The sequence below is a fragment of the Pseudooceanicola endophyticus genome (genome assembly GCF_018760365.1).
In the GTDB taxonomy this organism is placed as follows: Bacteria; Pseudomonadota; Alphaproteobacteria; order Rhodobacterales; family Rhodobacteraceae; genus Pseudooceanicola; species Pseudooceanicola endophyticus.
Genome location: NZ_JAHIAB010000007.1, coordinates 59120 through 84313, shown reverse-complemented (window position 1 = coordinate 84313; position 25194 = coordinate 59120). Strand labels below are relative to the sequence as shown.

Annotated in this window: 27 protein-coding genes; 12 read left to right on the top strand and 15 right to left on the bottom strand. The window is 69.1% G+C overall.

Going from position 1 to position 25194, the window contains the following annotated elements; all coding sequences use genetic code 11:
- Position 1: 1 nt before the first annotated feature.
- Together KM176_RS13445 and ubiA are read right to left on the bottom strand one after the other, a co-directional pair.
- On the bottom strand, positions 2-2056 hold the full coding sequence (locus KM176_RS13445) for an OmpA family protein (RefSeq protein WP_160894150.1): 2055 nt from the start codon (positions 2054-2056) through the stop codon (positions 2-4).
- A 60-nt stretch (positions 2057-2116) separates the two neighbouring features.
- Positions 2117-3094: a 4-hydroxybenzoate octaprenyltransferase gene (gene ubiA, locus KM176_RS13440; RefSeq protein ID WP_160894152.1), complete on the bottom strand. Its 978-nt coding sequence runs from the start codon at positions 3092-3094 to the stop codon at positions 2117-2119.
- Positions 3095-3105: 11 nt separating this feature from the next.
- Here ubiA and KM176_RS13435 point away from each other — a divergent pair, with 11 nt between their 5' ends.
- The 4 genes from KM176_RS13435 to KM176_RS13420 all read left to right on the top strand — a co-directional run bounded on the left by KM176_RS13435 (position 3106) and on the right by KM176_RS13420 (position 6667).
- Positions 3106-3840, top strand: a complete 735-nt coding sequence (locus KM176_RS13435) for a 16S rRNA (uracil(1498)-N(3))-methyltransferase (RefSeq protein WP_160894154.1) — start codon at positions 3106-3108, stop codon at positions 3838-3840.
- Positions 3841-3872: 32 nt separating this feature from the next.
- A complete protein-coding gene (locus tag KM176_RS13430) occupies positions 3873-4700 on the top strand; it encodes a GNAT family N-acetyltransferase (RefSeq protein WP_160894155.1) in 828 nt (275 codons plus the stop codon).
- Positions 4697-5215, top strand: a complete 519-nt coding sequence (locus KM176_RS13425; RefSeq protein WP_160894157.1) for a hypothetical protein — start codon at positions 4697-4699, stop codon at positions 5213-5215. The genes KM176_RS13430 and KM176_RS13425 overlap by 4 nt, the downstream gene beginning before the upstream one ends.
- An 81-nt stretch (positions 5216-5296) precedes the next feature.
- On the top strand, positions 5297-6667 hold the full coding sequence (locus KM176_RS13420) for a glutamate--cysteine ligase (RefSeq protein WP_160894159.1): 1371 nt from the start codon (positions 5297-5299) through the stop codon (positions 6665-6667).
- Here KM176_RS13420 and KM176_RS13415 read toward each other — a convergent pair.
- From KM176_RS13415 to KM176_RS13395, 5 genes are all read right to left on the bottom strand, one after another.
- Entirely contained in the window at positions 6661-7056 is a 396-nt protein-coding gene (locus KM176_RS13415; RefSeq protein WP_160894161.1) for a DUF805 domain-containing protein, read from the bottom strand. The genes KM176_RS13420 and KM176_RS13415 overlap by 7 nt on opposite strands.
- Positions 7057-7117: 61 nt before the next feature.
- The gene (gene plsY, locus KM176_RS13410) at positions 7118-7729 is read right to left on the bottom strand and encodes a glycerol-3-phosphate 1-O-acyltransferase PlsY (protein ID WP_160894277.1); all 612 of its coding nucleotides are present in this window, start codon (positions 7727-7729) and stop codon (positions 7118-7120) included.
- Positions 7729-9012: a dihydroorotase gene (gene pyrC / locus KM176_RS13405; RefSeq protein ID WP_160894162.1), complete on the bottom strand. Its 1284-nt coding sequence runs from the start codon at positions 9010-9012 to the stop codon at positions 7729-7731. Before pyrC ends, plsY begins: the two co-directional genes overlap by 1 nt.
- Positions 9013-9090: 78 nt before the next feature.
- Complete coding sequence (locus tag KM176_RS13400; RefSeq protein WP_160894164.1) at positions 9091-9675, bottom strand: hypothetical protein; 585 nt, start codon at positions 9673-9675, stop codon at positions 9091-9093.
- An 87-nt stretch (positions 9676-9762) separates the two neighbouring features.
- Positions 9763-10704: an aspartate carbamoyltransferase catalytic subunit gene (locus tag KM176_RS13395; protein ID WP_160894166.1), complete on the bottom strand. Its 942-nt coding sequence runs from the start codon at positions 10702-10704 to the stop codon at positions 9763-9765.
- A 104-nt stretch (positions 10705-10808) separates the two neighbouring features.
- Between KM176_RS13395 and KM176_RS13390 the strand changes: the two genes are divergently transcribed.
- Genes KM176_RS13390 through moaB form a run of 3 tightly spaced genes read left to right on the top strand, consistent with a single transcriptional unit; the run spans position 10809 to position 12747 of the window.
- The gene (locus KM176_RS13390; protein WP_160894168.1) at positions 10809-11588 is read left to right on the top strand and encodes a uracil-DNA glycosylase; all 780 of its coding nucleotides are present in this window, start codon (positions 10809-10811) and stop codon (positions 11586-11588) included.
- Between the two features lie 2 nt (positions 11589-11590).
- A complete protein-coding gene (locus tag KM176_RS13385; RefSeq protein WP_160894170.1) occupies positions 11591-12199 on the top strand; it encodes a LysE family translocator in 609 nt (202 codons plus the stop codon).
- Positions 12200-12204: 5 nt separating this feature from the next.
- Positions 12205-12747 carry a molybdenum cofactor biosynthesis protein B gene (moaB, locus tag KM176_RS13380; RefSeq protein ID WP_160894172.1) on the top strand — a complete coding sequence of 181 codons (543 nt, stop codon included), beginning with the start codon at positions 12205-12207 and terminating at the stop codon, positions 12745-12747.
- A gap of 4 nt (positions 12748-12751) precedes the next feature.
- Here the strand turns inward: moaB and KM176_RS13375 are convergent, their stop codons facing one another.
- Positions 12752-13582: a protein-disulfide reductase DsbD domain-containing protein gene (locus KM176_RS13375; RefSeq protein ID WP_160894174.1), complete on the bottom strand. Its 831-nt coding sequence runs from the start codon at positions 13580-13582 to the stop codon at positions 12752-12754.
- A 208-nt stretch (positions 13583-13790) separates the two neighbouring features.
- Between KM176_RS13375 and KM176_RS13370 the strand changes: the two genes are divergently transcribed.
- Positions 13791-14357, top strand: a complete 567-nt coding sequence (locus tag KM176_RS13370; RefSeq protein WP_160894176.1) for a YqgE/AlgH family protein — start codon at positions 13791-13793, stop codon at positions 14355-14357.
- A gap of 103 nt (positions 14358-14460) precedes the next feature.
- On the opposite strand, the gene KM176_RS13365 is transcribed toward KM176_RS13370, so the two are convergent.
- A complete protein-coding gene (locus KM176_RS13365) occupies positions 14461-15426 on the bottom strand; it encodes an L-threonylcarbamoyladenylate synthase (RefSeq protein WP_160894178.1) in 966 nt (321 codons plus the stop codon).
- Between the two features lie 132 nt (positions 15427-15558).
- Between KM176_RS13365 and KM176_RS13360 the strand changes: the two genes are divergently transcribed.
- From KM176_RS13360 to KM176_RS13350, 3 genes are all read left to right on the top strand, one after another.
- On the top strand, positions 15559-17265 hold the full coding sequence (locus KM176_RS13360; RefSeq protein WP_160894180.1) for an acyl-CoA dehydrogenase: 1707 nt from the start codon (positions 15559-15561) through the stop codon (positions 17263-17265).
- 88 nt (positions 17266-17353) lie between these two features.
- Positions 17354-17488, top strand: a complete 135-nt coding sequence (locus KM176_RS13355) for an aa3-type cytochrome c oxidase subunit IV (RefSeq protein ID WP_160894182.1) — start codon at positions 17354-17356, stop codon at positions 17486-17488.
- A gap of 61 nt (positions 17489-17549) precedes the next feature.
- The gene (locus KM176_RS13350) at positions 17550-18188 is read left to right on the top strand and encodes a hypothetical protein (RefSeq protein WP_160894184.1); all 639 of its coding nucleotides are present in this window, start codon (positions 17550-17552) and stop codon (positions 18186-18188) included.
- Between the two features lie 4 nt (positions 18189-18192).
- Here the strand turns inward: KM176_RS13350 and KM176_RS13345 are convergent, their stop codons facing one another.
- Both KM176_RS13345 and KM176_RS13340 read right to left on the bottom strand, forming a co-directional pair.
- Positions 18193-18519: an AzlD domain-containing protein gene (locus tag KM176_RS13345; RefSeq protein WP_160894186.1), complete on the bottom strand. Its 327-nt coding sequence runs from the start codon at positions 18517-18519 to the stop codon at positions 18193-18195.
- Positions 18516-19250 (bottom strand): AzlC family ABC transporter permease, encoded by a 735-nt coding sequence (locus KM176_RS13340; protein ID WP_160894188.1) that lies wholly within the window; start codon positions 19248-19250, stop codon positions 18516-18518. The genes KM176_RS13345 and KM176_RS13340 overlap by 4 nt, the downstream gene beginning before the upstream one ends.
- Before the next feature lie 94 nt (positions 19251-19344).
- Here KM176_RS13340 and mobA point away from each other — a divergent pair, with 94 nt between their 5' ends.
- On the top strand, positions 19345-19962 hold the full coding sequence (gene mobA, locus KM176_RS13335) for a molybdenum cofactor guanylyltransferase MobA (RefSeq protein ID WP_160894190.1): 618 nt from the start codon (positions 19345-19347) through the stop codon (positions 19960-19962).
- Between the two features lie 14 nt (positions 19963-19976).
- On the opposite strand, the gene KM176_RS13330 is transcribed toward mobA, so the two are convergent.
- The 4 genes from KM176_RS13330 to KM176_RS13315 form a co-directional block, all read right to left on the bottom strand.
- Entirely contained in the window at positions 19977-20450 is a 474-nt protein-coding gene (locus KM176_RS13330) for a lytic transglycosylase domain-containing protein (protein WP_160894192.1), read from the bottom strand.
- Between the two features lie 98 nt (positions 20451-20548).
- Positions 20549-21403 carry a 4-(cytidine 5'-diphospho)-2-C-methyl-D-erythritol kinase gene (locus tag KM176_RS13325; RefSeq protein WP_160894194.1) on the bottom strand — a complete coding sequence of 285 codons (855 nt, stop codon included), beginning with the start codon at positions 21401-21403 and terminating at the stop codon, positions 20549-20551.
- Positions 21404-21428: 25 nt separating this feature from the next.
- Complete coding sequence (locus tag KM176_RS13320) at positions 21429-23186, bottom strand: tetratricopeptide repeat protein (RefSeq protein ID WP_160894196.1); 1758 nt, start codon at positions 23184-23186, stop codon at positions 21429-21431.
- 122 nt (positions 23187-23308) lie between these two features.
- The gene (locus KM176_RS13315) at positions 23309-24955 is read right to left on the bottom strand and encodes an electron transfer flavoprotein-ubiquinone oxidoreductase (protein ID WP_160894198.1); all 1647 of its coding nucleotides are present in this window, start codon (positions 24953-24955) and stop codon (positions 23309-23311) included.
- Positions 24956-25194 lie beyond the last annotated feature (239 nt).

The window sequence follows — 25194 nt, the reverse complement described above, 5'->3', positions numbered from 1 at the left end:
CTCAGTCCGTCTCGTCGCCCGAGCCGGTGTCGTCGTCGATGGTGTCCGCATCGCCCGGACCCGCGCTGTCGTCCCCGTCCTGCGACGGGAGGGCCTCATCGCCGCTGCCCACAGGCTCTTCGGCTTCGGGGGCGGGGGACGCTTCGGAGGCGGGGGCCGCTTCGGGGGCGGGGGCCGCTTCGGGGGCATCGGAGGCAGGCGCAGCTTCGGGGGCTGTCGCGGGTTTCGCGGTCCCGGCCGTGCCGTCGTCGCGCAGGCGGAACTCGATCCGCCGGTTGGCCTCGCGGCCTTCCTCGGTGTCGTTGTCGGCAATCGGGTCGGCTTCGCCATAACCCTTTGCCACGAAGCTGCGGGTCAGCACGCGGCGCATCTGCAGCGCATTCATCACCGACTGGGCGCGCTGCTGCGACAGCGCCTCGTTCATTTCCTCGCGGCCCTGGCTGTCGGTGTAGCCGGCGATCTCCAGTGGCAGGCCGGGGCAGGTGCGCAGCGTTGTTGCCATGGCATCCAGCAGGTGGCGGCTGTCGGCGGTGACCGTGGCAGAGCCCGGTTCGAAGGTGATCTTGCTGTGCTTCTGGGCCGCGCGCAGCTGGGTCAGGCACTGTTGGGGCGTCGGCACCGAGGCGACCGGGTCCAGCTTCTTCTGGTAGGTCACGTCGATGTCGTAATCGGCGCCCTTGGGCAGGCGGTCGCCGAACAGCCGCGCGATGTCGGCGCTGGCGGATTTTTCGCCGGTGTCCCCGCGGATGGTGATCTTGTCGGGGGTGACCGTGACCAGGCCGTTCGACAGATGCGCCAGCGCGTCGAGCGCGGTCATCACCCGGGTCGGCCAGAGATCGGGCAGCGTGTCATCGAGCCGGGCCGCCATGTAGACATGGCCGCTGCCGAAGCGCGCCTGGGCCAGGGCCTCGGCGGCACTGCGCATCCGGGCATCGCTGAGGCGCCCGCGCATCTGCAGCAGGCCCTCGGGGCTGAGGGTGGCGGTGAATTCCGGCGGCTCGGCGGGGGCGGCCTGGGTGTCGGGGGCGGGGGGCAGCACGGCGTGCAGCGCGTAGACGTCGGGCAGATTGCTTTCCAGCTCTCCGACCACGGTGTCGTAGCTGGCCTGGGCGGTGCCGGGGGCGGCCACCAGGCTGATGTCGGCATCCGAGAAGGAGACGCTGCCGCCGCCCAGCTTGCCCACGGCGCGGATCGCCATGGCGGCGGCCTCTCCCCAGTCCGAGGAGGGCACGCCGAGGCCGATGGTGCAGTCTGCCGTGCCGGTCATCCCGGCCTCTTTCGCGGCGGCCAGGATCTGGCTGCGGGCCTGGGGCGTGTCGGCGGAACAGGCATCGAAGCCGGTCCGGCCGCCCTCGGAGACGAAGCGCAGCGTGAAGGGGGCGATGATCGGGCGCGGCGCACTGATCGCCAGGCTGAGGTCGAGCCCGGGCTGCGCGGCGCGGCGCAGCGCGGTTTCCAGCTGGTGCTTCTGGGCCGGGCTCTGGCTCATGGCGGTGATCGCCACGGCATCGGGCCGGACCGAGACCTTGGAATTGGGCAGCTGTGCCAGCGCCTGCACCGCATAGTCCAGGCTGGCCTGCCAGTCGGCGGGCAGGGGATAGTCGGCGGTTTGCAGCAGGTCGTTGACGGTGGTGACGCCGGGCAGGGCGCGGATCGCCTTCAGCAGGCCGTCACGGTCAGATTTCGTCGGGATCAGCCCGATCAGCGACAGTTCCCCGCCATTGCGCAGGATCTGCACCGAGAAGGCCGGCGGCGCCAGGTCGCGGGTCGCCGCGGTCTGCATCCGGTCGATCACCCGGGAGGCATCGACGATATGGCCGGCAGCGGTCCGGGCGTCGAAGCGGGCGGATTCGGTGGGGGCGGTGCCGGTCAGGATCACCTGAAGCCCGTCGGCGCGCACCTCGGCCCAGCCCAGCGACGCCCCCTGGAGGGCGTCACGCACATCGCGTTCGGAGGTCGTCTCGACCACATCGGCGATATAGGTCGCCGTGGCCAGGCTTCCGCCGGCGGCGGCCAGCAGGGAGCCGGTGAGGATGGCAAGGGACGTCAGGCGCATCGGCTTCGGGGTCTCGTGAACAGTGGGGCCCGGTGTACCGGCGCCCGCCCCCCCTTGCAATCAGACGAACAGGGCGACGGCGAAAAACGGCAAGGGCAGCAGCCCGGCGTCGCGGTTGGCGCGGAACAGCATCAGCAGCCCGTCCATGTCCTCGCTGTCGAAACGGCGCAGCTGCCACAGCAGGTGGCAGAGCCAGGCCAGGATGCCCAGCAGCGCCACGACCAGCCGCACCGAATCCCCCGAGGGGGCGACGGCGGCCAGCACCGACAGGCACAGCAGCGCGAAGGCGATCAGCATGAAGCGGATCAGCCAGGCGCGGGTCTTCTCCATGAACAGGCGGGCGGTGGACTTCACCCCGATCAGCGCGTCGTCCTCCTTGTCCTGGTGGGCATAGATGGTGTCGTAGAACAGCGTCCAGGCGATCCCGGCCAGATACATCAGCACCGCCGGCAGCCCCAGGCTTCCGGTATGGGCGGTCCAGGCCAGCAGGGCGCCCCAGTTGAAGGCGATGCCCAGAAAGACCTGCGGCCACCAGGTGAAGCGCTTGGCGAAGGGATAGACCGCCACCGGCAGCAGGGAGATCACGCCCATGATCACCGCCGCGCGCGGGAAGCTGATCAGGATCGCGAAGGAGATCAGGCACTGAAGAACCATCCAGGCCGCCGCGCCCGCCACGCTGACCTGCCCCGAGGGGATCGGGCGCGAGCGGGTGCGTTCCACCTTGCCGTCGAAATTGCGGTCGGTGATGTCGTTCCAGGTGCAGCCGGCGCCGCGCATCAGTACCGCGCCGATGCCGCAGCCGAGGAAGATCCACAGGTCCATCCAGCCGGCATGTCCGTCCGAGACCATGGCCAGCAGCAGCGACCACCAGCAGGGCAGCAGCAGCAGCCAGGTGCCGATCGGGCGGTCTGCGCGCGAGAGTCGCAGATAGGGCCGCGTCCAGGCCGGGGCGGTGTGATCCACCCAGTTGCCCTTCACCGCGTCCGAGACCTGGCCCCGGGGTGAAGCGTCCTCTGGTGTCGCGTTCTGGTTGGACATATGTAGGCCTCATGGAAAATGCTGCGAAAGTCAGGCTCTGTGTAGAGCACCCGCTGGGTCAGGGGCAAACCGTTCCTCTGGAGCGCGAGCAGGCGCATTACCTTTTCGGGGTGATGCGGCTGGCCGAGGGCGCGGCGATCGCGCTGTTCAACGGACAGGACGGCGAATGGCGCGCCGAGGTCACCCGGGCCGGCAAGCGCGGCGGAGAGCTGACCTGCGTCGAACAGACGAAACCTCAGGGCGGCCCCGCCGATGTCTGGCTGATGTTCGCGCCGATCAAGAAGACCCGCACCGATTTCATCGTCGAGAAGGCCGCCGAGATGGGCGCGGCGCGGATCTGCCCGGTGCAGACCGAATTCACCAATGCCGAACGCATCCGCCGCGACCGGCTTCAGGCCCATGCGCTTGAGGCCGCAGAGCAATGCGGCAACACCTACGTGGCCGAGGTCGACGACCTTGCGCGCCTTGACCGGATGCTGGCCGACTGGCCCGAGGGCCGCCAGCTGATGTTCTGCGATGAGGCCCTGGCCGAGGACGAGACCCCCGCCGGGCTGAAGAACGCTCCGAAGGGCCCCTGGGCGATCCTGATCGGTCCCGAGGGCGGCTTTTCCGAGGCCGAGCGTGCCCGGCTGAGGGCGCTCGATTTCGCCTGGCCGGTGCAGCTGGGGCCCCGCATCCTGCGCGCCGATACGGCGGCGGTGGCGGCGCTGACGCTCTGGCAGGCGGCGCTCGGGGACTGGCAGTGATCCGTCCGGCGCGCCCGGAAGATGCCGCCCCCATGGAGGCCTTCCTGTCCGGGCACGCCGAGACCTCGATGTTCCTGCGCGGCAACCTGGCCGCCCATGGCATCGGCGCCAGCGAGGCGGCCAATGCGACGGATTTCTGGCTCTGGGAGGATGCGGGCAGGCTGGCCGGCGTCTTTGGTGCCACCCGCTCGGGCAACCTGATGCTTCAGCTGCCGGGCCGTGCCCCCGAGGCGCTGGCGGCGGCAGCCCGGGCGCTGAAAGGGCGTCCCTTCAAGGCCCTGACCGGAGAGGCCCGCCAGGCCGAGGCCTTCCTGAAGGTGCTGGGCCAGTGGGACGGGCTGCGCGTCAACGACCTGGAGCCGCTCTATCGGCTGGATCTCTCGAAGCTGCCGGGCGGCGCGTCGCCCCTGCGCCGCGCCCGTTCGGAGGAACTCCCGATGCTTTCGGCCTGGTTCGCCGCCTACGAGCGCGATCTGGGCTTTGCCGCAGCCGATCCCGCAGAGGCCCGGTTGCAGGCCTTTCTGCGCGCCGAGGAGGCGGTTTCGGGCGGCAGCGCCGTGCGGCTGCTGACCGAAGCGGATCGCCCCGTCGCCATGGCCGCGCTGAATGCCGAGGCGGTGGATTGCGTGCAGCTGGGCGGGGTCTACGTGCCGGAAGGCGCGCGCAATGCCGGGCTGGGCCGCCGCGTCGCCCGCGCGGTTCTGGCCGAGGCCCGCGACCGCGGTGCGCGCACCGCGATTCTCTTTGCCAACAACCCCGCCGCGGCCCGCGCCTATGAGGCCATCGGCTTTGAACGCATCGGCGATTACCGCATTGCCATGCCCCAGGCTCCGACCGTGCTGGGCGAGGTTCCGAAATGATCCGCCCTGCCGCCGCCGCTGGCCTGAAACGCTGGAGCGAGGCGCTGGCCGGCATCGGGATCGCGGCATTTGGCCTCTGGGGCGTGCTGCATTTTCATGCAGTTGCGCAATGGGGCAGCGGGGTCATCGTGCTGGCGGGGCTGGCGCTGGCCTGGACCGGCGTGCAGCGCGCGCGCTTTCGCACCGGCGCCGGTGGTCCCGGCGTGGTACAGGTGACCGAGGGCCAGCTGGCCTATTACGGCCCCTTCACCGGCGGCGCCGTGGCGCTGAGCGAAGTCTACCGGCTGACCCTCGATCCCGGCCCCGACAGGCCCTGCTGGCGGCTTTCCCAGCAAGGCCAGCCCGATCTGTCGATCCCGCTGGATGCCGAGGGCGCCGAACAGCTGTTCGATCTTTTCGCCGCGCTGCCGGGTCTGCGCACCGCGGCGCTGGTTGCGGCGGTGCAGCAGGTCCATGCAGGAACGCGCAACCGCCCTGCGGTGATCTGGGATCGCAGCACGCTGCGCCTGCATTGACACCCGCCCGGTTTCGGCTCAGGACTTGTGCCCCAAAGCACCGAGCACCGGCACGAGACCAAGAGGCGGAGGCCCCCCAACATGTCCATTCCCCAATCCGGCGGCGGGCCGATCGAGCGTCATGAGCAGATGGCGGAATACCTCGAGGCCGGCTGCAAGCCGGTCGAGGACTGGCGCATCGGCACCGAGCACGAGAAATTCGGCTACCTGACGGACACGCTGGAGCCGCTGCCCTACGCCGGTGAACGTTCGATCCTGGCGGTTCTGGAGGGGCTGCGCGATGCCCATGGCTGGGCCCCCGTGGAAGAGGCCGGCCACCTGATCGGCCTGACCAAGGACGGCGCCAATGTCTCGCTCGAACCGGGCGGCGCGCTGGAGCTGTCGGGCGCACCGCTGGAAACCATCCACCAGACCTGCGACGAGGTGAACGAACACCTGCGCGAAGTGAAGGGCATCGCCGACAAGATCGGCGTGGGCTTCATCGGGCTGGGCGCGGCGCCGATCTGGAAGCACGAGGAAATGCCCCTCATGCCGAAGGGCCGCTACAAGCTGATGGATGCCTACATGGGCCAGGTCGGCACCACCGGCACCACCATGATGCGCCGCACCTGCACGGTGCAGGTGAACCTCGATTTCGGATCCGAGGCCGACATGGTGAAGAAGCTGCGCGTGGCGCTGGCGCTGCAACCCGTCGCGACCGCGCTCTTTGCCAACTCGCCCTTCTTCGAGGGCAAGCCGAACGGCATGAAAAGCTATCGCTCCGCCGTGTGGCGCTCGCTCGATGATGCGCGCACGGGGATGCTGCCCTTCGTCTTCGACGAGGGCTTCGGCTTTGAAAGCTACGTGGATTACGCGCTCGATGTGCCGATGTACTTCGTCTATCGGGACGGCAAGTACATCAACGCGCTTGGCCAGTCGTTCCGGGATTTCCTGAAGGGCGAACTGCCGGCGCTGCCCGGCGAAAAGCCGACCCTGTCGGACTGGGCCGATCACCTGACGACGATCTTCCCCGAAGCGCGCCTGAAGAAGTTCATCGAGATGCGCGGCGCCGATGGCGGCCCCTGGCGGCGTCTTTGCGCGCTGCCGGCCTTCTGGGTCGGGCTGATGTATGACGGCACGGCGCTGGATGCCGCCTGGGACCTGGCCAAGGGCTGGAGCGCCGAACAGCGCGAGGCGCTGCGCGTTGCGGCCGGCACCGACGGGCTTCAGGCCAAGGTCGAGGGCATCGACATGCACAAGCTGGCGCGCGAGGTTCTGGAGATCGCCGATGCCGGTCTGAAACGGCGCGCCCGTCCCGGGGCCGGCGGCCTGATCCCGGACGAGACCCACTTCCTGAACGCGCTGCGCGAAAGCGTCGACACCGGCAAGGTCCTCGCGGACGAGATGCTGGACAAGTACAACGGCGCCTGGGGCGGCGATCTGACGAAGATCTTCGGCGAATACGCCTACTGACCGAAGGAGGGGCCGCTTGCGGCCCCTTCCATTGCCGGGGGCGGGCCGAAGCGGTTGTCCCCGGGCGTGCCCTTCAGCACCATCAGGCACAGCAGCACGATCCAGCCCACCGCCGGGATCAGGATCAGCAGCAGCCACCAGGCCGACATGTCGCGGTCATGCAGGCGCCGTCCACCGGCGCAGAGGCTGGGCAGCAGCAGCACCAGGCTGGCGATCGAGCCCAGCAGGTCGTAGGTGACCCCGCCCAGCAACCCGTCCTCCAGCACCGAGAAGCCCAGGCTGACCAGCAGGGTGAAGAGGGCCCACCACCAGTATTCCGAGCGCGACGCGCGCCCCGAGATGACGGCATACTTGCCCCAGCAGGTGCGGATGGCATCGGTGAAGGTCATGGGTTTCCTCCTCTTTCCCGAGAGAGGGTGGCGGGGGCGGCCCCCGCCGTCAAGCGTGACCTTAGCCCTTCTTCTTGCCGATCTTCGGCTCTTCGCCCTTCAGCAGGCGGGCGATGTTGGCCTTGTGGCGGATGAAGATCAGCACCGCCAGGGCGATCGCCAGCAGCGTCATGTCGGCGCGCCCGAAGGCCCAGAGCCAGAGCGGCATCACCGCCGCCGCGATCAGCGCCGAAAGCGAGGAGATACGGAAGATCAGCGCCATCACCAGCCATGTCCCGCAGGCGGCCAGGCCGCCCGGGAAGAACAGCGCCAGCAGCGTGCCCAGGTAGGTGGCCACGCCCTTGCCGCCCTTGAACTTCAGCCAGACCGGGAAGCAATGGCCCAGGAAGGCGGCAAAGCCCGCCACCTGCACCGCGTCCTGCCCGGCCAGCGCCATGGCGATCAGCACCGCGATGGCGCCCTTGCCGCTGTCGAGGATCAGCGTCAGGAAGGCCGCCAGCTTGTTGCCGGTGCGCAGCACGTTGGTCGCCCCGATATTGCCCGATCCGATCTGGCGCAGATCCCCCAGCCCGAAGGCGCGGGTGATCACGATGCCGAAGGGGATCGAGCCCAGCAGGTAACCCAGGATCGCCGTGGCGATCAGCACGCCCGCTCCGGAGGTCAGCGCCGGGATCACGACAGATCCCCGAAGACTGCACGGCCCGCGACGAAGGTCGCCTTCACGCGGCCCTGCATCCGGGCGCTGTCGAAGGGCGTGTTCTTGGATTTCGAGCGCAGGCTGAAGCGGTCCAGCACGAAGGGCGCGTCGGGATCGAACAGCACCAGATCGGCGGGCGCGCCGACCTCAAGACGCCCGCAGGGCAGGCCGAGGCGTTTTGCGGGGTTCAGCGACAGGGCGCGGAACAGCACCGGCAGGCTCAGGTCGCCGGCATGGACCAGGCGCATGGCGGCGGGCAGCAGCGTCTCCAGCGCCACGGCGCCCGAGGCGGCCTCCTCGAAGGGCAGGCGCTTGCTTTCCTCGTCCTGGGGCGTGTGCATGGAGCTGATGATGTCGATCAGCCCCGAGGCCACGGCCTCGACCACGGCCTGGCGGTCATCCTCGGCGCGCAGCGGCGGCTTCACCTTGAAGAAGGTGCGGTAATCCGCAACGTCGTATTCGTTCAGCGTCAGGTGGTGGATCGACACGCCGGCGGTCACGTCCAGACCGTTCTGCTTGGCGCGTTCCAGCGCGGGCAGGGCGCGGGCGGTGGTCACCTGGTCGAAATGGTACTTCACCCCTGTCATCTCGATCAGCGAGATGTCGCGATCAAGGCCCATGCGCTCGGCCATGGGCGAGACCGAGGGCAGGCCCTTCAGCGTCGCGAACTTGCCCGAGGTGGCGCAGGCGCCCTTGGTCAGACCGGGTTCCTGAATGTGTCCCAGCACCAGCGCGCCGCTGGATTTCGCATAGGTCAGGGCGCGGGTCAGCACCTTGGTTTCGGTGACCACGCGGTCGCAATCGGTGAAGGCCACGGCGCCGGCATCCATCAGGAAGCCGATCTCGGTCATCTCGCGGCCCGCGCGGCCCTTGGTGAGGGCGGCCATGTGCAGCACGTTGACGGCGCAGTCCTCGCGCGCGCGGCGCGAGACGAATTCCAGCGTCTCGGGGTTGTCGATCGCGGGATCGGTGTCGGGGCGGGTGACGATGGTGGTCACGCCCCCGGCAGCCGCGGCGGCCCCGGCGGTGCCAAAGCTTTCCTTGTGGCGTTCCCCCGGTTCGCAGACCTTCACGCCGATATCGATGATGCCCGGTGCCAGGCACAGGCCGTTGCCGTCGATCACCGTTTCGGCGGTGACGCCCGTCAGCGCGCCCAGGGCGGCAATGCGCCCGTCGGCGCCGATCAGCAGGGCGCCCTCGGTCTCGGTCCCGGCATCGGGGTCGATCAGGCGGACATTGGACAGAAGCGTGCTGGTCATCGGCGGGTCCCCGGCAGTCTCGTTCGGGGCAGCTATACGCCATGTGCCGGGCAGGGTGTAGGCGCGATTTGCGCGGCTTCAGCCGAAGGCGAGCATCGCGCCGAAGGCAATCAGCGCGGCCATCACCAGCCCCGCCAGGATCGACAGCGGCAGCCACAGCCGCGAGCGCGACGGATCGGTGACCAGTGGCGCGCCCAGCGGCGGCAGGGTGCCGCGCGCGCCCGGGCTGGGCAGCGGCGAGAGGCCGATGGGCAGGCGGGGGGGCTCGAAACGGCCACGCAGCAGCAGGCCGCGCGGCAGTGTCAGCGCGCGGGGGGCGTGACAGACCAGCCGGCCATGCACCAGCAGTACCGGGCCGTGCAGCGCATCCAGCGCCTCGGCGCTGCGCTGCACGTCGTCCTCGTCCATGCCGAGGCCCTGCACCAGGTATCCCGACAATCCGAAGCCGGTCAGGTCGGCGGGGTCGATCAGCTCGATCCAGTCGGCGGTTTCCTCCACCCCGAGGCCCAGCAGCTCGGCCACCGCGCGGGGGGCTTCGCCGCGATCCCGGGCCGCGCGGATGCGGGCCCCTGCAAAGGGGTTCTCGGGGTCTGCGGACAGCACGTAGACGGCTTCCCGGTCCGCCGGGGCCAGCGTCAGTGCCCTGTCGCCTGCAGTCAGCATATTTTGAGTCGCGTCCACCATGACGTCGATGGTAGCGCGAACCGGCCCGGGTCCAGCGGGAATCCAGCGTTCCGGGCCGTTTCCCGCTCAGGCGGCGCGCCGCTCGCGCAGATTGCGGGCAAGCAGGTCCATCGCGGCCATGCGCACGGCCACGCCCATCTCCACCTGATCCTGGATGACCGAGCGGTTGATGTCGTCGGCGATGGTGCCGTCGATCTCGACCCCGCGGTTCATCGGGCCGGGGTGCATGACGATGGCGTCTTCCTTGGCAAAGGCCAGCTTCTCGGCATCGAGGCCGTAGCGGTGGTAGTATTCGCGCTCGGACGGGATGAAGCCGCCGTCCATGCGTTCCTTCTGGAGCCGCAGCATCATCACCACGTCGACATCCTTCAGGCCTTCCTTCATGTCGTCGTAGACCTCGCAGCCCAGCTCTGCGAAGGCGCCGGGAACCAGGGTGGTGGGGCCGACCAGGCGGATGCGGTTCTCCATCTTGTGCAGCAGCAGCAGGTTCGAACGCGCCACGCGGCTGTGGGCGATGTCGCCGCAGATCGCGATGTTGAGCCGGTGCAGGCGGCCCTTGGCGCGCCGGATGGTCAGCGCGTCCAGCAGGGCCTGGGTCGGGTGTTCGTGCTTGCCGTCCCCGGCGTTCAGCACCGCGCAGTTGACCTTCTGGGACAGCATCTCGACCGCGCCGGAATGGGGATGGCGCACCACCAGCAGATCGGGGTGCATGGCGTTGATCGTCATGGCGGTGTCGATCAGCGTCTCGCCCTTCTTGATCGACGACGCCTGCATCGACATGTTCATCACGTCGGCGCCCAGCCGCCGCCCGGCCAGCTCAAAGCTGGACTGGGTGCGGGTCGAGTTCTCGAAGAACATGTTGACCTGGGTCAGGCCCTTCAGCGCATCGCCGTGCTTGTCGTGCGAGCGGTTCAGCGCGACGTATTCGTCCGCGAGGTCCAGCACGGTGGTGATTTCATCCGGGGCAAGCTGTTCGATTCCCAGCAGGTGGGTCTGGCGAAAGGTCATGGTGGACTCCCCGGTTCCTGGATACGGGGCGCTTATAGGCCGGGGCGGGGGCGGGCGGCAAGGTGAGGCGTGCGCTCGGGCGCGCCGGGCGATAGGGTGGCGCCATGGAATCGGCTGAAGACTGGCACCTGGCCCGGGCGCTGCTGGAATGGCAGCTCGACATGGGCGTGGACGAGTGCATCGGGGACACCCCGGTGGACCGTTTCGTCGCGTCCCAGGCGGCGCGCGCCCCGCGCCCCGCAGCACCGGCCGCCCCCGCCGTGATCCGGCACGAGCTGGACCCCGTGGAGGTCGCGCAGGCGGCGGCCCAGGGCGCGAGCACGCTGGAAGAGCTGCGCGCGGCGATCACCGCCTATGAACATTGCGAACTGCGCCAGGGCGCGCGCCACACGGTCTTCTGCGACGGCCTGCCGGGCGCGAAGGTGATGATCCTCGGCGAGGCGCCGGGGCGCGACGAGGACCGCGAGGGGCGTCCCTTCGTGGGCCGTGCCGGTCAGCTTCTGGACCGGATGTTCGCCGCCATCGGCCTGTCACGCGACGGCGAGACGCCGGACAATGCCTTCTACATCACCAACGTGATGCCCTGGAGACCGCCTCAGAACCGCGATCCCCGACCCGAGGAAATCGCCATGATGCTGCCCTTCGTGCAGCGTCACATCGCGCTTGCCAGGCCCGAGGTGCTGATCCTGATGGGCAACATTTCCTGCCAGGCGGCGCTGAACAAGCGCGGCATCCTGAAGCTGCGCGGCCACTGGACCAAGGCCTTCGGCATCCCCGCGCTGCCGATGACCCACCCCGCCTACCTGCTGCGCCAGCCCCATGCCAAGCGCGAGGCCTGGTCCGACCTGCTTGAAATCCGCGCCCATCTGGACGGACTCGGCTGAGAATGCCGGTGGATCTGCTGGTCCTGCTGACCTTCGTGCCCGCCGCGCTGGCGCTGAACCTGACGCCGGGCGCCGACATGCTGTTCTGCATCGGCCAGGGGCTGCGTGACGGCCCCGGGGCGGCCTGGAAGGCCAGCGCCGGCGTTGCCACCGGCGGCCTGATCCATGCCAGCATCGCCGGCATCGGGCTGGGGGCGCTGGTGGCCGCCCATCCCCAGGCCCTGCTGGCGATCCGCTGGCTGGGCGCGGGCTACCTGCTGTGGATGGCGGTGCAGATCCTGCGCTCGGACGGGGCGGGGGCGGCGGCGCCACGGGCCGCGCGGCCCTTCCGCGACGGGCTGCTGGTCAACCTGACCAACCCGAAGGTGATCCTGTTCATCCTGGCCTTCGTGCCGCAATTCGTCGATCCCGCGCGCCCCCTTCTGGCGCAGTTCCTGTGCTTCGGCGCCGTGCTCTCGCTGGGCGGGCTGGTCGTCAACGGCGTTGCCGGATCGCTGGCCGGGGCGCTTCAGGCGCGGGTCTCGGGCGGGGGCGGGCGCTGGCTGCGCCGCCTCTCGGCGCTGATCTTCGCGGGCCTCGCGCTCCGCCTTCTCTTCCTGCAACGGAGCTGATCCCCATGGCCGTCCCGATGTCCGAACGCCCCTTCCTTCCCGTGCGCATCGCGGTGCTGACGGTGTCCGACACCCGCACGCTTGCGGACGACCGCTCGGGCGACACGCTGGTCGCGCGGATCGAGGGGGCCGGGCACCTGCTGGCCGCGCGCCAGATCCTGCCGGATGAGCGCATCCAGATCGCCGACCAGCTGCGCGCCTGGGTCGCCGATCCCCAGATCGACGTGGTGATTTCCACCGGCGGCACCGGGCTGACCGGGCGCGACGTGACCGTCGAGGCGCATCGCGATGTCTACGAGAAGGAGATCGACGCCTTCGCCACGGTCTTCACCATCGTTTCCATGCAGAAGATCGGCACCTCTGCGGTGCAGAGCCGCGCCACCGGGGGCGTTGCCGGGGGCACCTACCTGTTCGCCCTGCCGGGCAGCACCGGCGCCTGCAAGGATGCCTGGGACGAGATCCTGGTGAAGCAGCTCGATTATCGCCACGCGCCGTGCAACTTCGTCGAGATCCTGCCGCGCCTGGACGAGCACCTGCGCCGCAAGTAGGCGCTCAGGGCGCCGCGCAGCCCTGTACCTCGACCGCGTATTTCGATCCCAGCACGGTGATCTTCAGCCGCGAACGGTCCAGCAGCGCGCCGCCCTTGTCGCCCGATTGCAGCCGGGCGCGCACCACCAGAACATCGCCCTGCCGGGCACTGCGGGCATCCGAAACGGCGACATCGGGCAGGTTCGGTTCGAACACCGCGACCTCGGAACCGCCGGCCGAGGGCATGGTCAGCCGCGCGACAAGCTCTGCCCCGTCGGGCTGGCCCTTGTCCTGAAGCGGCTTCAGCGTGCAGGTGACCCGGGTCAGCCGGGCCTCGCGCGCGGAATAGGGGCGCCCGGCCAGGGCTGCGGCAATCGGCGGATCGCGGTGCCCGGCCTCGGCGGGCAGGGTGGCGACGACATGGACGTCCAGCGGCACGCAGACGGCCTCGCAGATGCCCAGGTTGATCTCTCCCTGCAGGCGCACCGGCTGGCTGGGGTCCTTCGGCACCACCTGAAGCGGCAGCACCACGTGATCCTTGTAGCCGATGGAGCGCAGCCCGTCCCAGTCGAAGACCACGGGTTTCGGCCAGACGATCTGCAGGCTTTTCACGTTGTCCGAGCCCGACCAGTCGAAGCGCGGCGGGATGCCGGCGCTGCCGGGGCTGCGCCAATAGGTCTTCCAGCCATGGGCCAGCGTCAGCTCAAGCCCGGCGATATGCTCTCCGTCGCCCTGCCGCCAGCCGGGCAGGATCTGGGCAACCAGGTATTCGGCATAGGGATTGGCCTGCGCGACCGGAACGGATCCGAGGGCGGCCAGACCGGCAAGGCAAAGGCGAGCGAGAAGCGTTTTCATCGCGAAACAGATGAAGGCAGAGCGGTTAAAAGCCAATTCACAAAGCCTCGAACCGGATGACACAATCGTCGAAATTGTCACGGTGCGCATCTGGCGCCTTGTCAGGCGGCACGACAGACCTCACCTTTGAAGGGTGGTGCCGTGCAGGCGCCGCGCCAAGGCCCGGCCCGACCGGCGCCGAAACGGCCCCGTTCAAAGGAGGGACAACGTGCAGGACCAGCTCAACCTCACCGGACAGATCCTGATTGCCATGCCGGGCATCGGGGACAGCCGATTCGAACATTCGGTCATCCTGATCTGCGCCCATGGCGACGACGGGGCCATGGGCCTGATGATCAACCGCCATGCCGGCCAGGTCACGCTGGGGGCGCTTTGCGACCAGCTGTCGATCGACGTGCCGCGCAAGATGGCCGAGCGGGCCGTGCATTCCGGCGGCCCGGTGGAGCGCGAGCGCGGCTTCGTGCTGCATTCGTCGGAATACAAGGGCTCGGTCTCGACCCTGCCGATCTCGGACGAACTGTCGATGACGGCGACGCTGGATATTCTCGAGGATATTGCCGAGGGGCGGGGGCCTGCGCGCTCGATGATGATGCTGGGCTATTGCGGCTGGGCGCCCGGCCAGCTGGAGGCCGAGCTGGGCGAGAACGGCTGGCTGATCGGGGACCCGACGCAGGAGCTGATCTTCGACCGCGAGAATGCGCAGAAATGGGGCATGTCGATGACCGCGCAGGGCATCAACCCGCTGCTGTTGTCGCCCGCAGCCGGGCGCGCCTGAGGAATTCCCGCAGCCGGGCGCGCCTGAGGAATTCCCGCCGCCGGGCGCGCCTGAGGAATTCCCGCCGCCGGGCGTGCCTGAAGGGTGCCCGCCGCCGGAACGCTCAGTCCCGGGGGGCGGCGGCGCGGCGCAGGCGGTCGTTGATCGCAAGCCCGATGCCGGTTTCCGGGATCGGCGAGACGGCGATCTTTGCCACCCCGGCGCGGTCCAGGCCATGCATCATCCGGAACAGGTTCGCCGCCGCCTCGGGCAGGTTGCCCGCAGGCGAGAGATTCCAGTCCGTGCGGACCGGCCCGAAGCCCAGCAGCACCTCGTCCGGGGCCACGGTGTCGGCATTCAGCCGCATGGTGCCCTTCGGCGCGTAGTGAGAGGTCATCTGACCCGGCGCCTCGATCCCGGTGGCGGTGTTGGCCAGCACCGGCAGGCCGGTCTTCTCCTGCACCTCCTCGGCGCTCAGCCCGCCGGGGCGCAGCAGGCGCAGCGTGCCGTCGGCGGCGACCGCCAGGATCGTCGATTCCACCCCCACGCCGCAGGCGCCGCCGTCCAGCACCGCCGCGATCCGCCCGGAGAGGCCGGCCAGCACATGGTTGGGTTCGGTCGGGCTGATCCGCCCCGAGGGGTTGGCGGAGGGCGCGGCCAGCGCGCCGCCGAAGGCCTTCAGCAGGCGCCGCGCCACCGGGTGGCCGGGGATGCGGATCGCCAGTGTCGGAAGCCCCGCCGTCACCAGCGGTGACACTTTCGCGCCGGGTTTCAGCGGCATCACCAGTGTCATCGGACCGGGCCAGAAGGCCTGCGCCAGAACGCGGGCGGCGGCCGGGATGTCGACCAGCGCCTCGGCGGCGTCCAGATCGGCCACATGGGCGATCAGGGGGTTGAAGCTGGGCCGTCCCTTGGCCGCGTAGATCCCCGCAACCGCCGTATCCGAGGACGCATCGCCGGCCAGCCCGTAGACCGTCTCGGTCGGCATGGCGACCAGCTCGGCCTGCCTCAGCAGCTCTGCCGCACGCGCGATACCGGCATCATCCGCCGACAGAAGCTCGGTCTTGCGGGAGGGGGTCTCGGGGGACATGGGTGCGCCTTTGCTGTGACGCCGCGTTTTTCTGGGCCGGCGGGCAGGGCGCGGCTAGCCTGTTGCCGGAGGATCTGGCCCGTGCCTTACATCAGCGCCCGGGCCGATGCAAAGCTGGCCAGGGAGGAGCCCATGCCATTCCGCGCGCCCGTGGAGGAATATCGTTTCCTGCTGGAGCATGTCGTCGATTTCGCCCGCGTCGCCGCGACCGAGCGCTTTGCCGAAGCCACCCCCGATCTGGTCGAGGCGATCCTGTCGGAGCTGGCGAAGCTGGCCGATGAGGTCTGGGCGCCGCTGCAACGGGCGGGCGACACCGATCCGGCGCGGCTTGAGAACGGCGTGGTGGTGACCTCGAAGGGCTATGCCGGGGCCTACCGCGCGCTGGCCGAGGGCGGCTGGATCGGCATGGCGGCCCCGGTGGAGCATGGCGGCATGGGCCTGCCGCTGACCCTGGCCACGGTGATGAACGACATGCTTTCGGGCGCCTGCCTGGCACTGGAGCTGAACCCGCTGATGAGCCAGGGCCAGATCGAGGCGCTGGAGCATCACGCCGATGACGCGCTGAAGGCGCTGTACCTGCCCAGGCTCATCTCCGGGGAATGGACCGGGACGATGAACCTGACAGAGCCCCAGGCGGGGTCGGACGTGGGGGCGCTGCGCACGAAGGCCGTGCCGCAGGAGGATGGCACCTACGCGATCAGCGGCCAGAAGATCTTCATCTCCTGGGGGGATCACGATTTCGGCGGCAATGTCTGCCATCTGGTGCTGGCGCGCCTGCCCGGTGCGGCAGAGGGAACCCGGGGCATCAGCCTGTTCCTGGTGCCCAAGATCCTGCCCGACGGCACGGCCAATGCCCTGCGGGTGGTCAGCCTTGAACACAAGATGGGGCTGCATGGTTCTCCGACGGCGGTGATGGCCTACGAGGGGGCGAGGGGCTGGCTGGTGGGCGGGGAACATCGCGGCATGGCGGCGATGTTCACCATGATGAACAATGCGCGCCTCGGCGTCGGGGTGCAGGGGATCGGCGTGGCCGAGGGCGCCTATCAAAAGGCCCTGTCCTATGCGGCCGAGCGGGTGCAGGGCCGCAGCCCGGTTGCCGGGGGCACCGGCACGATCCTGGATCATGCGGATGTGCGGCGGATGCTGGCGCAGATGAAGGCGGACCTGTTCGCGGCCCGCGCCATCGGGTTTTCCTGCGCCGTGGCGCTGGATCTGGCGCAGGCCGGGGAGGACGGAGCCTTCTGGGCGGCCCGCGCGGCGCTGCTGACCCCGATTGCCAAGGCTTTCGGCACCGCCACCGGAATGCGCGTGGCCGAGCAGGGGATGCAGGTCCATGGCGGCATGGGCTTCATCGAAGAAACCGGCGCGGCGCAGTTCTACCGCGATGTCCGCGTCACCGCGATCTACGAGGGCACGAACGGCATCCAGGCGATGGATCTGGTGGGGCGCAAGCTGGCCGATGGCGGCGAGGCCGCGCTGGCGCTGATCGAGGAAATGCAGGAGGCCGCCGAGGCCGCCCGCGCCACCCGCCCCGATCTGGCCGAGCCGGTCTGGCAGGCCGTCGAGACCCTGCGCGAGGCGACCGAATGGATGCTGGCGCAGGGCGACATGCAGGCGCGCTTTGCCGGGGCGGTGCCCTATCTGGAGGGCTTTGCCCGGGTACTGGGGGCGCATCTGCACCTCAAGGCCGCCGGGAGCGAGGCGGCGCCGGGCCCCCGCACCGCGCTGGCGCGGATCTACATCGCCCGCCTGCTGCCCGAACATGCCGGCCATCTGGCCGCCGCCATGGCCGGGGCGCAGGACCTCTATGCCCTGGGTCCGGAGGCTCTTCTACCCTGAAACGCAAGGCTTTTTGCCGAAACAGATGACAGCTGGCATGCGCCGCACTATCATTCCCGGAACAACCCATCTTGCTAAGGAGCACGGCATGGCCCGGCATATCCATGGTGACATGAACATCGAGGCCCACGAGCGGACCTTCGAAGGCTTCGTGCGGGCGGCGGCGCTGGTCGCCGGCGGCGCGGTGGCCATCCTGCTGGTCCTCGCGCTGGTCAACAGTTAAGCGTCTCCGGCGGTGCGCTCCGGCATCGCCCTTCCTCCCCGGGCACCGGAGGCCCTTCCGAATGAAACGTCTTCTTCTGGTCCTGACGGGCCTTGTGCTGCTGAGCGGCCTTGCCGCCTGCGGTCAGCGCCACCTGCCGACGGTGCAGTACCCGGCTGCGATCCGGGCCCTGCCCGAAAAGGGCCCGTACCATTCCGATCAGCCGACCTCTTTGACGCTGCTGACGGTGGACAACAATTCCAATGGCCGGGGTGCCCATTCGGCGCTGCTGATCAACGCCAGCCAGCAGGTGATCTTCGATCCCGCCGGCAGCTTCCACCATCCCCAGATCCGCCGGGAAGGCGACGTGCTGGTCGGCATCGACCCGGTGTTCCTGAGCGCCTACGAGCGGATGCATGCCCGCCCGACCTTCCATGTCCGGCGCCAGACCATCCAGGTGCCGCCCGAGGTGGCCGAGAAGGCGCTGAAGCTGGCCTTCGCCGAAGGCCCGGTGGGCGATGCCCGCTGCGCGCATTCGATCTCGGGGGTGCTGGCGCAGTTGCCGGGGTTCGCAGGGATCGGGCGCACCTGGTTCCCCAACAGCCTGGCCTCCGAGTTCCAGTCGGTGACCGGCGTGGCCGGGACGCTCTTCTACGAGGATTTCACGCCCCCGGGCGGCAATCCGGCCCTGCGCTCGCAGGTCCTGCCCTACCGCGGGTGATCGCTCAGCCCGTAATCAGCGGCACCAGGTAGAGGGCCGCGAAACCCGCCGCGATGGCGGCGATCGGCTTGCGGAAGACGACACCGGCCAGCAGCGCCACGCAGGCCGCCGACAGGCGGGCGGGATCCAGCTGCCCGCCGGTGCCCGCCGGCCACAGCACCTGCGGGGCGACCAGCGCCGGCAGCACCGTCACGGCGGTGTAGCGCAGGTGGCGCAGCAGCCATTCCGGCAGCTGGCGATCCCCGATCAGGCCAAGGAAGGTAAAGCGCAGAGCGTAGCTGCCGATGCCGAGGCCGAAGATGACGATCCAGAGCGCGTGATGGTCGATCATGGCAGGTTCCTTCCGGCCAGGTGGCGTTCGGTGGCGGCGCCCGCCATCATGCCCAGCAGGGCGGCGGCCAGCAGCCCGAGGTTCCAGGGCAGCCCGGCCAGCAGCAGCGACAGCACCACGGCGGTAAAGCAGGCCGCCAGATGGGGCAGGGTGCGCAGCATCGGCGCCACCAGCGCGATGAAGGTGATCGGCACCGCGAAATCCAGCGACCATTCCGGCGGGATCGTGTCGCCCACCCGGGCGCCGATCAGGGTCAGCAGGTACCAGGGCGGCACGATGGGCGCCGCCACCCCGAAGAAATAGGCCAGCCGGTCACGCACCGTCCATTCGGGGTGCTTCTCGTAGGCGGTGACGGCGCAGGCATAGGTCTGGTCGACCAGCAGATAGGCCACCAGCGCCCGCTGCCACAGCGGCGCCGCGCCGATATAGGGCGTGAGAGAGGCCGAATACATCGCCATCCGCAGGTTCACCGTCAGCGCCGAGACCAGCACGATCAGCACCGGGGCGGCGTGTTGCAGCAGTTGCAGGGCGGTGAACTGCGCCGCCCCCGCGATCACCGCGACCGAGAAGGTCAGCGCCTCGTGGACCTGAAGGCCCGCCTCGGTGGCGACCACCCCGAAGAGCAGCCCGAAGGGCGTGATCACCAGAACGAAGGGCAGCCCGTCGGTGACACCTTTCAGGAAGATGCGGCGGGCACTGGCAGGGGCAGGGGATTGGGCATAGGCTGACATGATCCGGAGCTACCCGCTCCCCTTGCAGGAGACAATTCCCCGTGCTGCACAACCGCCTCTGCCGAACCTCTCTGCACTGCCGCAAGAGGGCCGCATGAGCGCGCCGCCCGGGGTCATCCTGGCCGGAGGGCAGGGGCTGCGCATGGGGCCGGGCGACAAGACGCTGCGGCCTCTGGCCGGGCAGCCGCTGCTGGCCCATGTGATCGCGCGGATGGCGCCGCAGCTGGGGTCTCTGGCGCTGAATGCCAATGGCGATCCGGCGCGCTTCGCGGAATTTACCCTGCCGGTTCTGCCCGACAGCGTCGACGGGTTTCCCGGCCCCCTTGCGGGGGTGCTGGCAGCGATGGACTGGGCGGCAGGGCTGGGCGCCGGGCAGGTGATCACCGTGCCCGGCGACACGCCCTTCCTGCCGGGCGATCTGGCGCCCCGGCTGCGGCTGGCGGCGGAACTGGCGGGGGCTCCGGGGGCGCTTGCGGCGCTGGGCGGGGCGGATGGCGCGGTCTCGGTGCAGCCGGCCTGCGGGCTCTGGCCGGTGGCGGCGCGGGGGCGTCTGCGCGCGGCACTGGCGGCAGGCCATCGCAAGGTGCGCCTCTTTGCCGAGGCCGAGGGGATGGTGCGGGCGGTGTTTCCCGGCGCGGCGGGCGATCCGTTCTTCAACGTCAACACGCCCGAGGATCTGGTCCGGGCCGAGGCGGCGCTGGCTGGGGCCTGACGCAGATCGGGGGCCTAGCGCAGGCCGGTCTCTTCCAGCATGCCGCGGCGCTTGGCCTCGTAGTAGTAGCCCTGAGAGTACCATTTGACGGCGCGTTCGTAGCTGCCATCGGCCAGCAGCCAGGCGCCGCGCAGGTATTTCACCGCGTAGGTCAGGTTGGTGCGGGCATTCAGGAGGTCGCGCGGCTTGCCGTCAAAGCCCATGGCCCGCGCGGTCGGGGCCGAGATCTGCATCAGGCCGTAATAGGGGCCGTTGCGGGCTTCGGGATTGTGGGTGCTTTCGCGCACCACCACTTTTTGCACGAGATCGACGGGAACATCGTAGGTGGCCGAGGCCTTTTCGATCATCTGACGCAGCTGCGGGGTCTCGTTAGGGTAGAGCGGGCTGTCGTCGACGAAGTTCAGCTTCTGGCCAGAGGTTCCGGGGGTGCCGGCACAGGCGGCCAGCACAAGAAGGAGCAAAAGGGAAGTGGCGCGGGCATAAGGCATCGGCCGGGGGTCCGTCGTGGTTGCATCACCCTTTCCGTTAAGCGACTTCGGCGGGGCTGCAAAGAGGCCGGAACGCCTCGGACGACGGGATCGGCGGATCAGCGCAGAATGGCCGGTTTTACCCACCATTCAGGATGTTTTGCTGAAATCTTGGCCGCTGCCGCCTCGGAGGCGGCCCTGTCGGGGTAGAGGCCGAAGCAGCTGGCCCCCGAACCCGACATGCGCGCCAGCTGGCATGCGGGACTGGCGGCAAGGGTGTCGATCACGGTGGCGATGACCGGCGCGATGGTGATCGCGGGGGCTTCCAGGTCGTTGCGCTGGCGGGCCAGCCAGGCGATCAGCGTGGCCGTGTCGCAGGGCGTTTCGGGCAGGGCCTCAAGCGGAGGATTGTCGCGGCAGACCAGCGCCTTGAAGACCGGCGGTGTGGCGACGGGAACGCCGGGATTGACCAGCACGGCGGCCAGCGGCGGCAGGCCGTGCACGGGGCTCAGGCGTTCTCCGATGCCCTGCATCCGGGTCGCGCGCGAGGCCAGGCAGACCGGCACGTCGGCGCCCAGCCGTTCGGTTCCGGCGGGCAGGGGGCTGCCCGAAAGCCGGGCAATTGCCCTGAGGACAGCCGCAGCGTCGGCAGAGCCGCCACCCAGCCCGGCTTCGGCGGGAAGTCGCTTATCAAGCCTGACCGAGACCGGGAAATCGGTCATCCGGGCGGCCCTGAGGCACAGGTTATCGTCGCCGGCGGGCAGTCCGGCCCCGCGCGGTCCGCCGATTTCGAGGGCATTTTCGGCAGCGGGGGTGACCGTCAGAAGGTCCCCGGACTCGGCGAAAAGGGTGAGCGAATCAAGCTCGTGATACCCGTCCGCGCGGCGTGCGGTCACATGCAAGGCCAGGTTGACCTTGGCAGGGGCCAGGATCTCAAGCCCGGCGCCCCGGGGGGTGCCCTCGATCGTCGTCATGAAGTGCCCTTCGGTCTTCGCAGGATCAGTCCTGCGCGACCTGATGCACCGGGCGGGCCTCTTCTGCAAGCACGGCGTCCAGACCGGCGTTCAGCTTGCGGTGGATGCGGTCGGCTTCGGCGGGGGCGGGGGCCATCGACAGGGCGCGGCGCCACTGGAAGCGGGCTTCCAGCTTGCGACCGACGGCCCAGTAGACATCGCCCAGGTGGTCGTTCACCTCGGCCGAGCGCGGCATCAGTTCGACCGCGCGTTCCATCGGGGCGACGGCATCCTGGGCGCGACCCATGGTGAAATAGGCCCAGCCCAGGCTGTCGACGATGTAGCCGGCATCAGGGTTCAGCTTCACGGCCTGTTCGATCATCGCCAGCGCCTGGGTCATGTCCTGCTTCTTCTCGACCATGGAATAGCCGAAGTAGTTCAGCAGGTTGGCATTGTTCGGATTGATCTTCAGGGCGGCGCGGAAATCACGCTGCGCGGCACGCCAGTCGCCCAGTTTCTCTTCGCACATGCCGCGGGCATAAAGCGCGAACCAGCGCCGCCCGTCGGTTTCCGCGTAAAGCTGCAGGGCGGTATCGAAGCTGCGCCGGGCCTCGGGCAGGTCGCCGATCTGGCGGTAGAAATTGCCGCGCGCGGTGTGCACGGCGGGCACGTCGGGATAGCTGGTCGCCAGCTGGTCCAGCACGTCGCGGGCGGCATCGCTGCGCCCGGCGGCCTTCAGCGCCCCGGCGCGGGCGGTCTCGGCGCGGTAGAAGGCGGGATTGTCGCGCGGCACCCGCAGGTAGCTGGCCGCCGCAAGTCCCGGCTGGTCCAGCTTTTCAAGCAGCGAACCGGTCAGCAGCACTGCTTCCACGTGATCGGGGCGCAGGGCCTCGGCGAGGCGGGCATAAAGCAGCGTGGCACGCGGCGGCAGCTCGCTCTGGAGGGCGGCGGCGATGGTGTAGAAGGCCTCTGCCGCGCCATCGGAGACCGAGGTCACGGTGGTGTAGGGCAGGGTCTTGCCGGAGGCGAGCGTGCTGCGCAGCCCCTCCAGCTCGGGGTCGAGATCGGCGCCGAAGAGGCGGTCCAGCAGCGCCAGCGCCTCGGGGTCGCGGCCCAGCTGCGACAGGGTCTCGATCCGGGCGACGGCGCCGCGGCGGGTCATCGTGGTGCCCCCGTCGCTCTGTTTCTCGTAGATATTCTCGGCGGCCTGGAAATCGCCCATGTAGGACAGGGCCAGGGCCTTGTGATAGGCGGCGAACCGCGCCAGCCCATCGGTCTTGCCGAGGCTGTCGAACTGCGCCAGCGCGTCCTGCATGTCGCCTTCGCCGATCTGCATCCAGGCCTTCAGCAGGCCCGAGCCGAGCGGCCCGAGGCTGGGCGTCTCGCCGATCCGGTCGATCACCTCGGCGTAGTGGCCCTGGTGCACGCCGTCCATCATCAGCACGATCTGCGCCAGGTCGCTGGTGATCCCGGCGGCCAGCAACTGGCGCGAGGGCTCGATGGCGCGGCTGAACTCTCCGCCGGCCAGCTCGGCGTCGATCATGTGGCCCATGATCACCGGGTTCATCGGCGCCTTCTCGAGCGCACGGCGGTAGAAATCCGCCGCCGAGACGAAATCGTTGCGCGACAGGGCAACCTGCGCGGTCAGGTAAAGGCCGGTGACGCCGGGCGCCGTGGGAAAGCCCTGAACATGTACGGGGGTGTCGGTCCGGTCAGGGGCCGTGGACTCGGCCATCACCTGCAGCGGCAGGGCGATGGCCAGAGCCAGAGCGGAAACCTGGGCGGAGAGCCTGCGGAGAGACATGCCGATACCTCTATGACATTCGGTTTCCCGAAGCCTAGGGCAGGCGCGCCACAGATTTCAATGCGCGTAATAGGAGAAACTCTCCGGACGCGGAAAAGTTCCACTGACCGGAGAGTCAAAGCTCACATGTTGGGATAGTTCGGGCCATCCCCGCCCTGCGGCGTGGTCCAGGTGATGTTCTGGGCCGGGTCCTTGATGTCGCAGGTCTTGCAGTGCACGCAGTTCTGGAAGTTCACCTGGAAGCGCACATCCGCCCCTTCGCCGACGAATTCGTAGACCCCGGCCGGGCAGTAGCGCGCCGAGGGGCCGGCGTAGATCGGCAGGTTCTGCTTCACCGGCAGGTCCGGATCGGCCAGCTTCAGGTGGCAGGGCTGGCTTTCCTCGTGGTTGGTGGCCGCGAAGGAGACGTTGGTCAGCCGGTCGAAGGACAGCACACCATCGGGTTTCGGGTAGTCGATGGGCTTGTGCTTGGCGGCGGGTTCGGTCGCCTCGGCATCGGTCTTGCCATGGCCCAGCGTGCCCAGCACCGAGAAGCCGAGGTGGTTGCACCACATGTCGAAACCGCCGATCGCGGTCGAGGCCAACATGCCGAACTTGGACCACAGCGGCTTGACGTTGCGCACCTTCCACAGGTCCTTGCCGATGGCGCCTTCGCGCACCGAGGTCTCGTAGCTGGTCAGCTCGTCGCCCTCGCGGCCTGCCTTGATCGCCTCGAAGGCGGCCTCGGCGGCGGCCATGCCCGAGAGCATGGCGTTATGGTTGCCCTTGATGCGCGGCACGTTGACCATGCCGACCGAGCAGCCCAGAATCGCGGCGCCGGGGACGACCATCTTCGGCATCGACTGGAAGCCGCCTTCCGAGATCGCGCGGGCGCCGTAGGCGACGCGCTTGCCGCCCTTCAGCAGCTCGGCCACCATCGGGTGATGCTTGAAGCGCTGGAATTCCATGTAGGGGAAGAGGTGCGGGTTCTTGTAGTTCAGGTGCACCACGAAGCCCACGTAGACCTGGTTGTTTTCCAGGTGGTAGATGAACGAACCGCCGCCCGCGTTCGAGCCCAGCGGCCAGCCCATGGTGTGGGTGACCGAACCCGGCTTGTGCTTGGCAGGGTCGATTTCCCAGATTTCCTTCATGCCGAGGCCGAACTTCTGCGGCTCCTTGCCGGCCGACAGGTCGTACTTGCCGATCAGCTCCTTGGCGAGGCTGCCGCGCACGCCCTCGGCGATGAAGACGTACTTGCCGTGCAGCTCCATGCCCGGCTCGTAGCCGGGGCCGGGGGTGCCGTCGGGGTTCTTGCCGAACTCACCGGCCACGACGCCCTTGACGGTGCCGTCCTCGCCATAGACCAGCTCGGAGCAGGCCATGCCGGGGAAGATCTCCACGCCCAGCTCCTCGGCCTGCTCGGCCATCCAGCGGCAGACATTGCCCATCGAGACGATGTAGTTGCCGTGGTTGGACATGAACGGCGGCATCGGCCAGTTCGGGATCTTCGACTCGCCGGCTTCGCCCAGCATGTAGAAGTGATCCTCGGTCACCGGAGTGTTGAGCGGCGCGCCCTTGTCCTTCCAGTCGGGAATCAGCGCGTCCAGACCGCAGGGATCCAGCACTGCACCCGACAGGATGTGGGCACCGACCTCCGAGCCCTTCTCCAGCACCACGACCTCGAGGTCCGGATCGAGCTGCTTGAGGCGGATGGCGGCCGAGAGGCCGGCCGGGCCGGCACCCACGACGACGACGTCATAGGCCATAGTTTCGCGCTGGATCTCGGACATGCGAAGGTCTCTCCGTTGGTCTTGCTGGACGTAATTTTGTTTCTTTGGGGCATTGTCTTAACGACGTTAAGAGCAAATGCAACTCTTGGTATCGTGAAAGTGCCGCGCTGCGGCATCGCCGGAGGCGGCGCTCCTTGCTTCGTCCGCGACGTGACGCCGGGGCGGGCGTGCGGCGGCGGTCGGGGGATCGTCGTGACACCGGAAAGGCCGCAAAGCCCTTGCAATGGGAGGGGGCTTTG

What these genes read in the sequence shown, in the direction of transcription:
- ubiA (WP_160894152.1), bottom strand. Translation starts at nt 3,094, where the DNA reads ATGTCCAACCAGAACGCGACACCAGAGGACGCTTCACCCCGGGGCCAG.
- KM176_RS13415 (WP_160894161.1), bottom strand. Translation starts at nt 7,056, where the DNA reads ATGACCTTCACCGATGCCATCCGCACCTGCTGGGGCAAGTATGCCGTC.
- KM176_RS13315 (WP_160894198.1), bottom strand. Translation starts at nt 24,955, where the DNA reads ATGTCCGAGATCCAGCGCGAAACTATGGCCTATGACGTCGTCGTCGTG.
- KM176_RS13425 (WP_160894157.1), top strand. Translation starts at nt 4,697, where the DNA reads ATGATCCGCCCTGCCGCCGCCGCTGGCCTGAAACGCTGGAGCGAGGCG.
- KM176_RS13345 (WP_160894186.1), bottom strand. Translation starts at nt 18,519, where the DNA reads ATGATCGACCATCACGCGCTCTGGATCGTCATCTTCGGCCTCGGCATC.
- KM176_RS13400 (WP_160894164.1), bottom strand. Translation starts at nt 9,675, where the DNA reads ATGCTGACTGCAGGCGACAGGGCACTGACGCTGGCCCCGGCGGACCGG.
- KM176_RS13375 (WP_160894174.1), bottom strand. Translation starts at nt 13,582, where the DNA reads ATGAAAACGCTTCTCGCTCGCCTTTGCCTTGCCGGTCTGGCCGCCCTC.
- KM176_RS13340 (WP_160894188.1), bottom strand. Translation starts at nt 19,250, where the DNA reads ATGTCAGCCTATGCCCAATCCCCTGCCCCTGCCAGTGCCCGCCGCATC.
- pyrC (WP_160894162.1), bottom strand. Translation starts at nt 9,012, where the DNA reads ATGACCAGCACGCTTCTGTCCAATGTCCGCCTGATCGACCCCGATGCC.
- KM176_RS13430 (WP_160894155.1), top strand. Translation starts at nt 3,873, where the DNA reads ATGGAGGCCTTCCTGTCCGGGCACGCCGAGACCTCGATGTTCCTGCGC.
- moaB (WP_160894172.1), top strand. Translation starts at nt 12,205, where the DNA reads ATGGCCGTCCCGATGTCCGAACGCCCCTTCCTTCCCGTGCGCATCGCG.
- KM176_RS13355 (WP_160894182.1), top strand. Translation starts at nt 17,354, where the DNA reads ATGGCCCGGCATATCCATGGTGACATGAACATCGAGGCCCACGAGCGG.
- KM176_RS13395 (WP_160894166.1), bottom strand. Translation starts at nt 10,704, where the DNA reads ATGACCTTTCGCCAGACCCACCTGCTGGGAATCGAACAGCTTGCCCCG.
- KM176_RS13390 (WP_160894168.1), top strand. Translation starts at nt 10,809, where the DNA reads ATGGAATCGGCTGAAGACTGGCACCTGGCCCGGGCGCTGCTGGAATGG.
- mobA (WP_160894190.1), top strand. Translation starts at nt 19,345, where the DNA reads ATGAGCGCGCCGCCCGGGGTCATCCTGGCCGGAGGGCAGGGGCTGCGC.
- KM176_RS13385 (WP_160894170.1), top strand. Translation starts at nt 11,591, where the DNA reads ATGCCGGTGGATCTGCTGGTCCTGCTGACCTTCGTGCCCGCCGCGCTG.
- KM176_RS13420 (WP_160894159.1), top strand. Translation starts at nt 5,297, where the DNA reads ATGTCCATTCCCCAATCCGGCGGCGGGCCGATCGAGCGTCATGAGCAG.
- KM176_RS13330 (WP_160894192.1), bottom strand. Translation starts at nt 20,450, where the DNA reads ATGCCTTATGCCCGCGCCACTTCCCTTTTGCTCCTTCTTGTGCTGGCC.
- KM176_RS13365 (WP_160894178.1), bottom strand. Translation starts at nt 15,426, where the DNA reads ATGTCCCCCGAGACCCCCTCCCGCAAGACCGAGCTTCTGTCGGCGGAT.
- KM176_RS13325 (WP_160894194.1), bottom strand. Translation starts at nt 21,403, where the DNA reads ATGACGACGATCGAGGGCACCCCCCGGGGCGCCGGGCTTGAGATCCTG.
- KM176_RS13435 (WP_160894154.1), top strand. Translation starts at nt 3,106, where the DNA reads ATGGAAAATGCTGCGAAAGTCAGGCTCTGTGTAGAGCACCCGCTGGGT.
- KM176_RS13350 (WP_160894184.1), top strand. Translation starts at nt 17,550, where the DNA reads ATGAAACGTCTTCTTCTGGTCCTGACGGGCCTTGTGCTGCTGAGCGGC.
- KM176_RS13445 (WP_160894150.1), bottom strand. Translation starts at nt 2,056, where the DNA reads ATGCGCCTGACGTCCCTTGCCATCCTCACCGGCTCCCTGCTGGCCGCC.
- KM176_RS13320 (WP_160894196.1), bottom strand. Translation starts at nt 23,186, where the DNA reads ATGTCTCTCCGCAGGCTCTCCGCCCAGGTTTCCGCTCTGGCTCTGGCC.
- KM176_RS13360 (WP_160894180.1), top strand. Translation starts at nt 15,559, where the DNA reads ATGCCATTCCGCGCGCCCGTGGAGGAATATCGTTTCCTGCTGGAGCAT.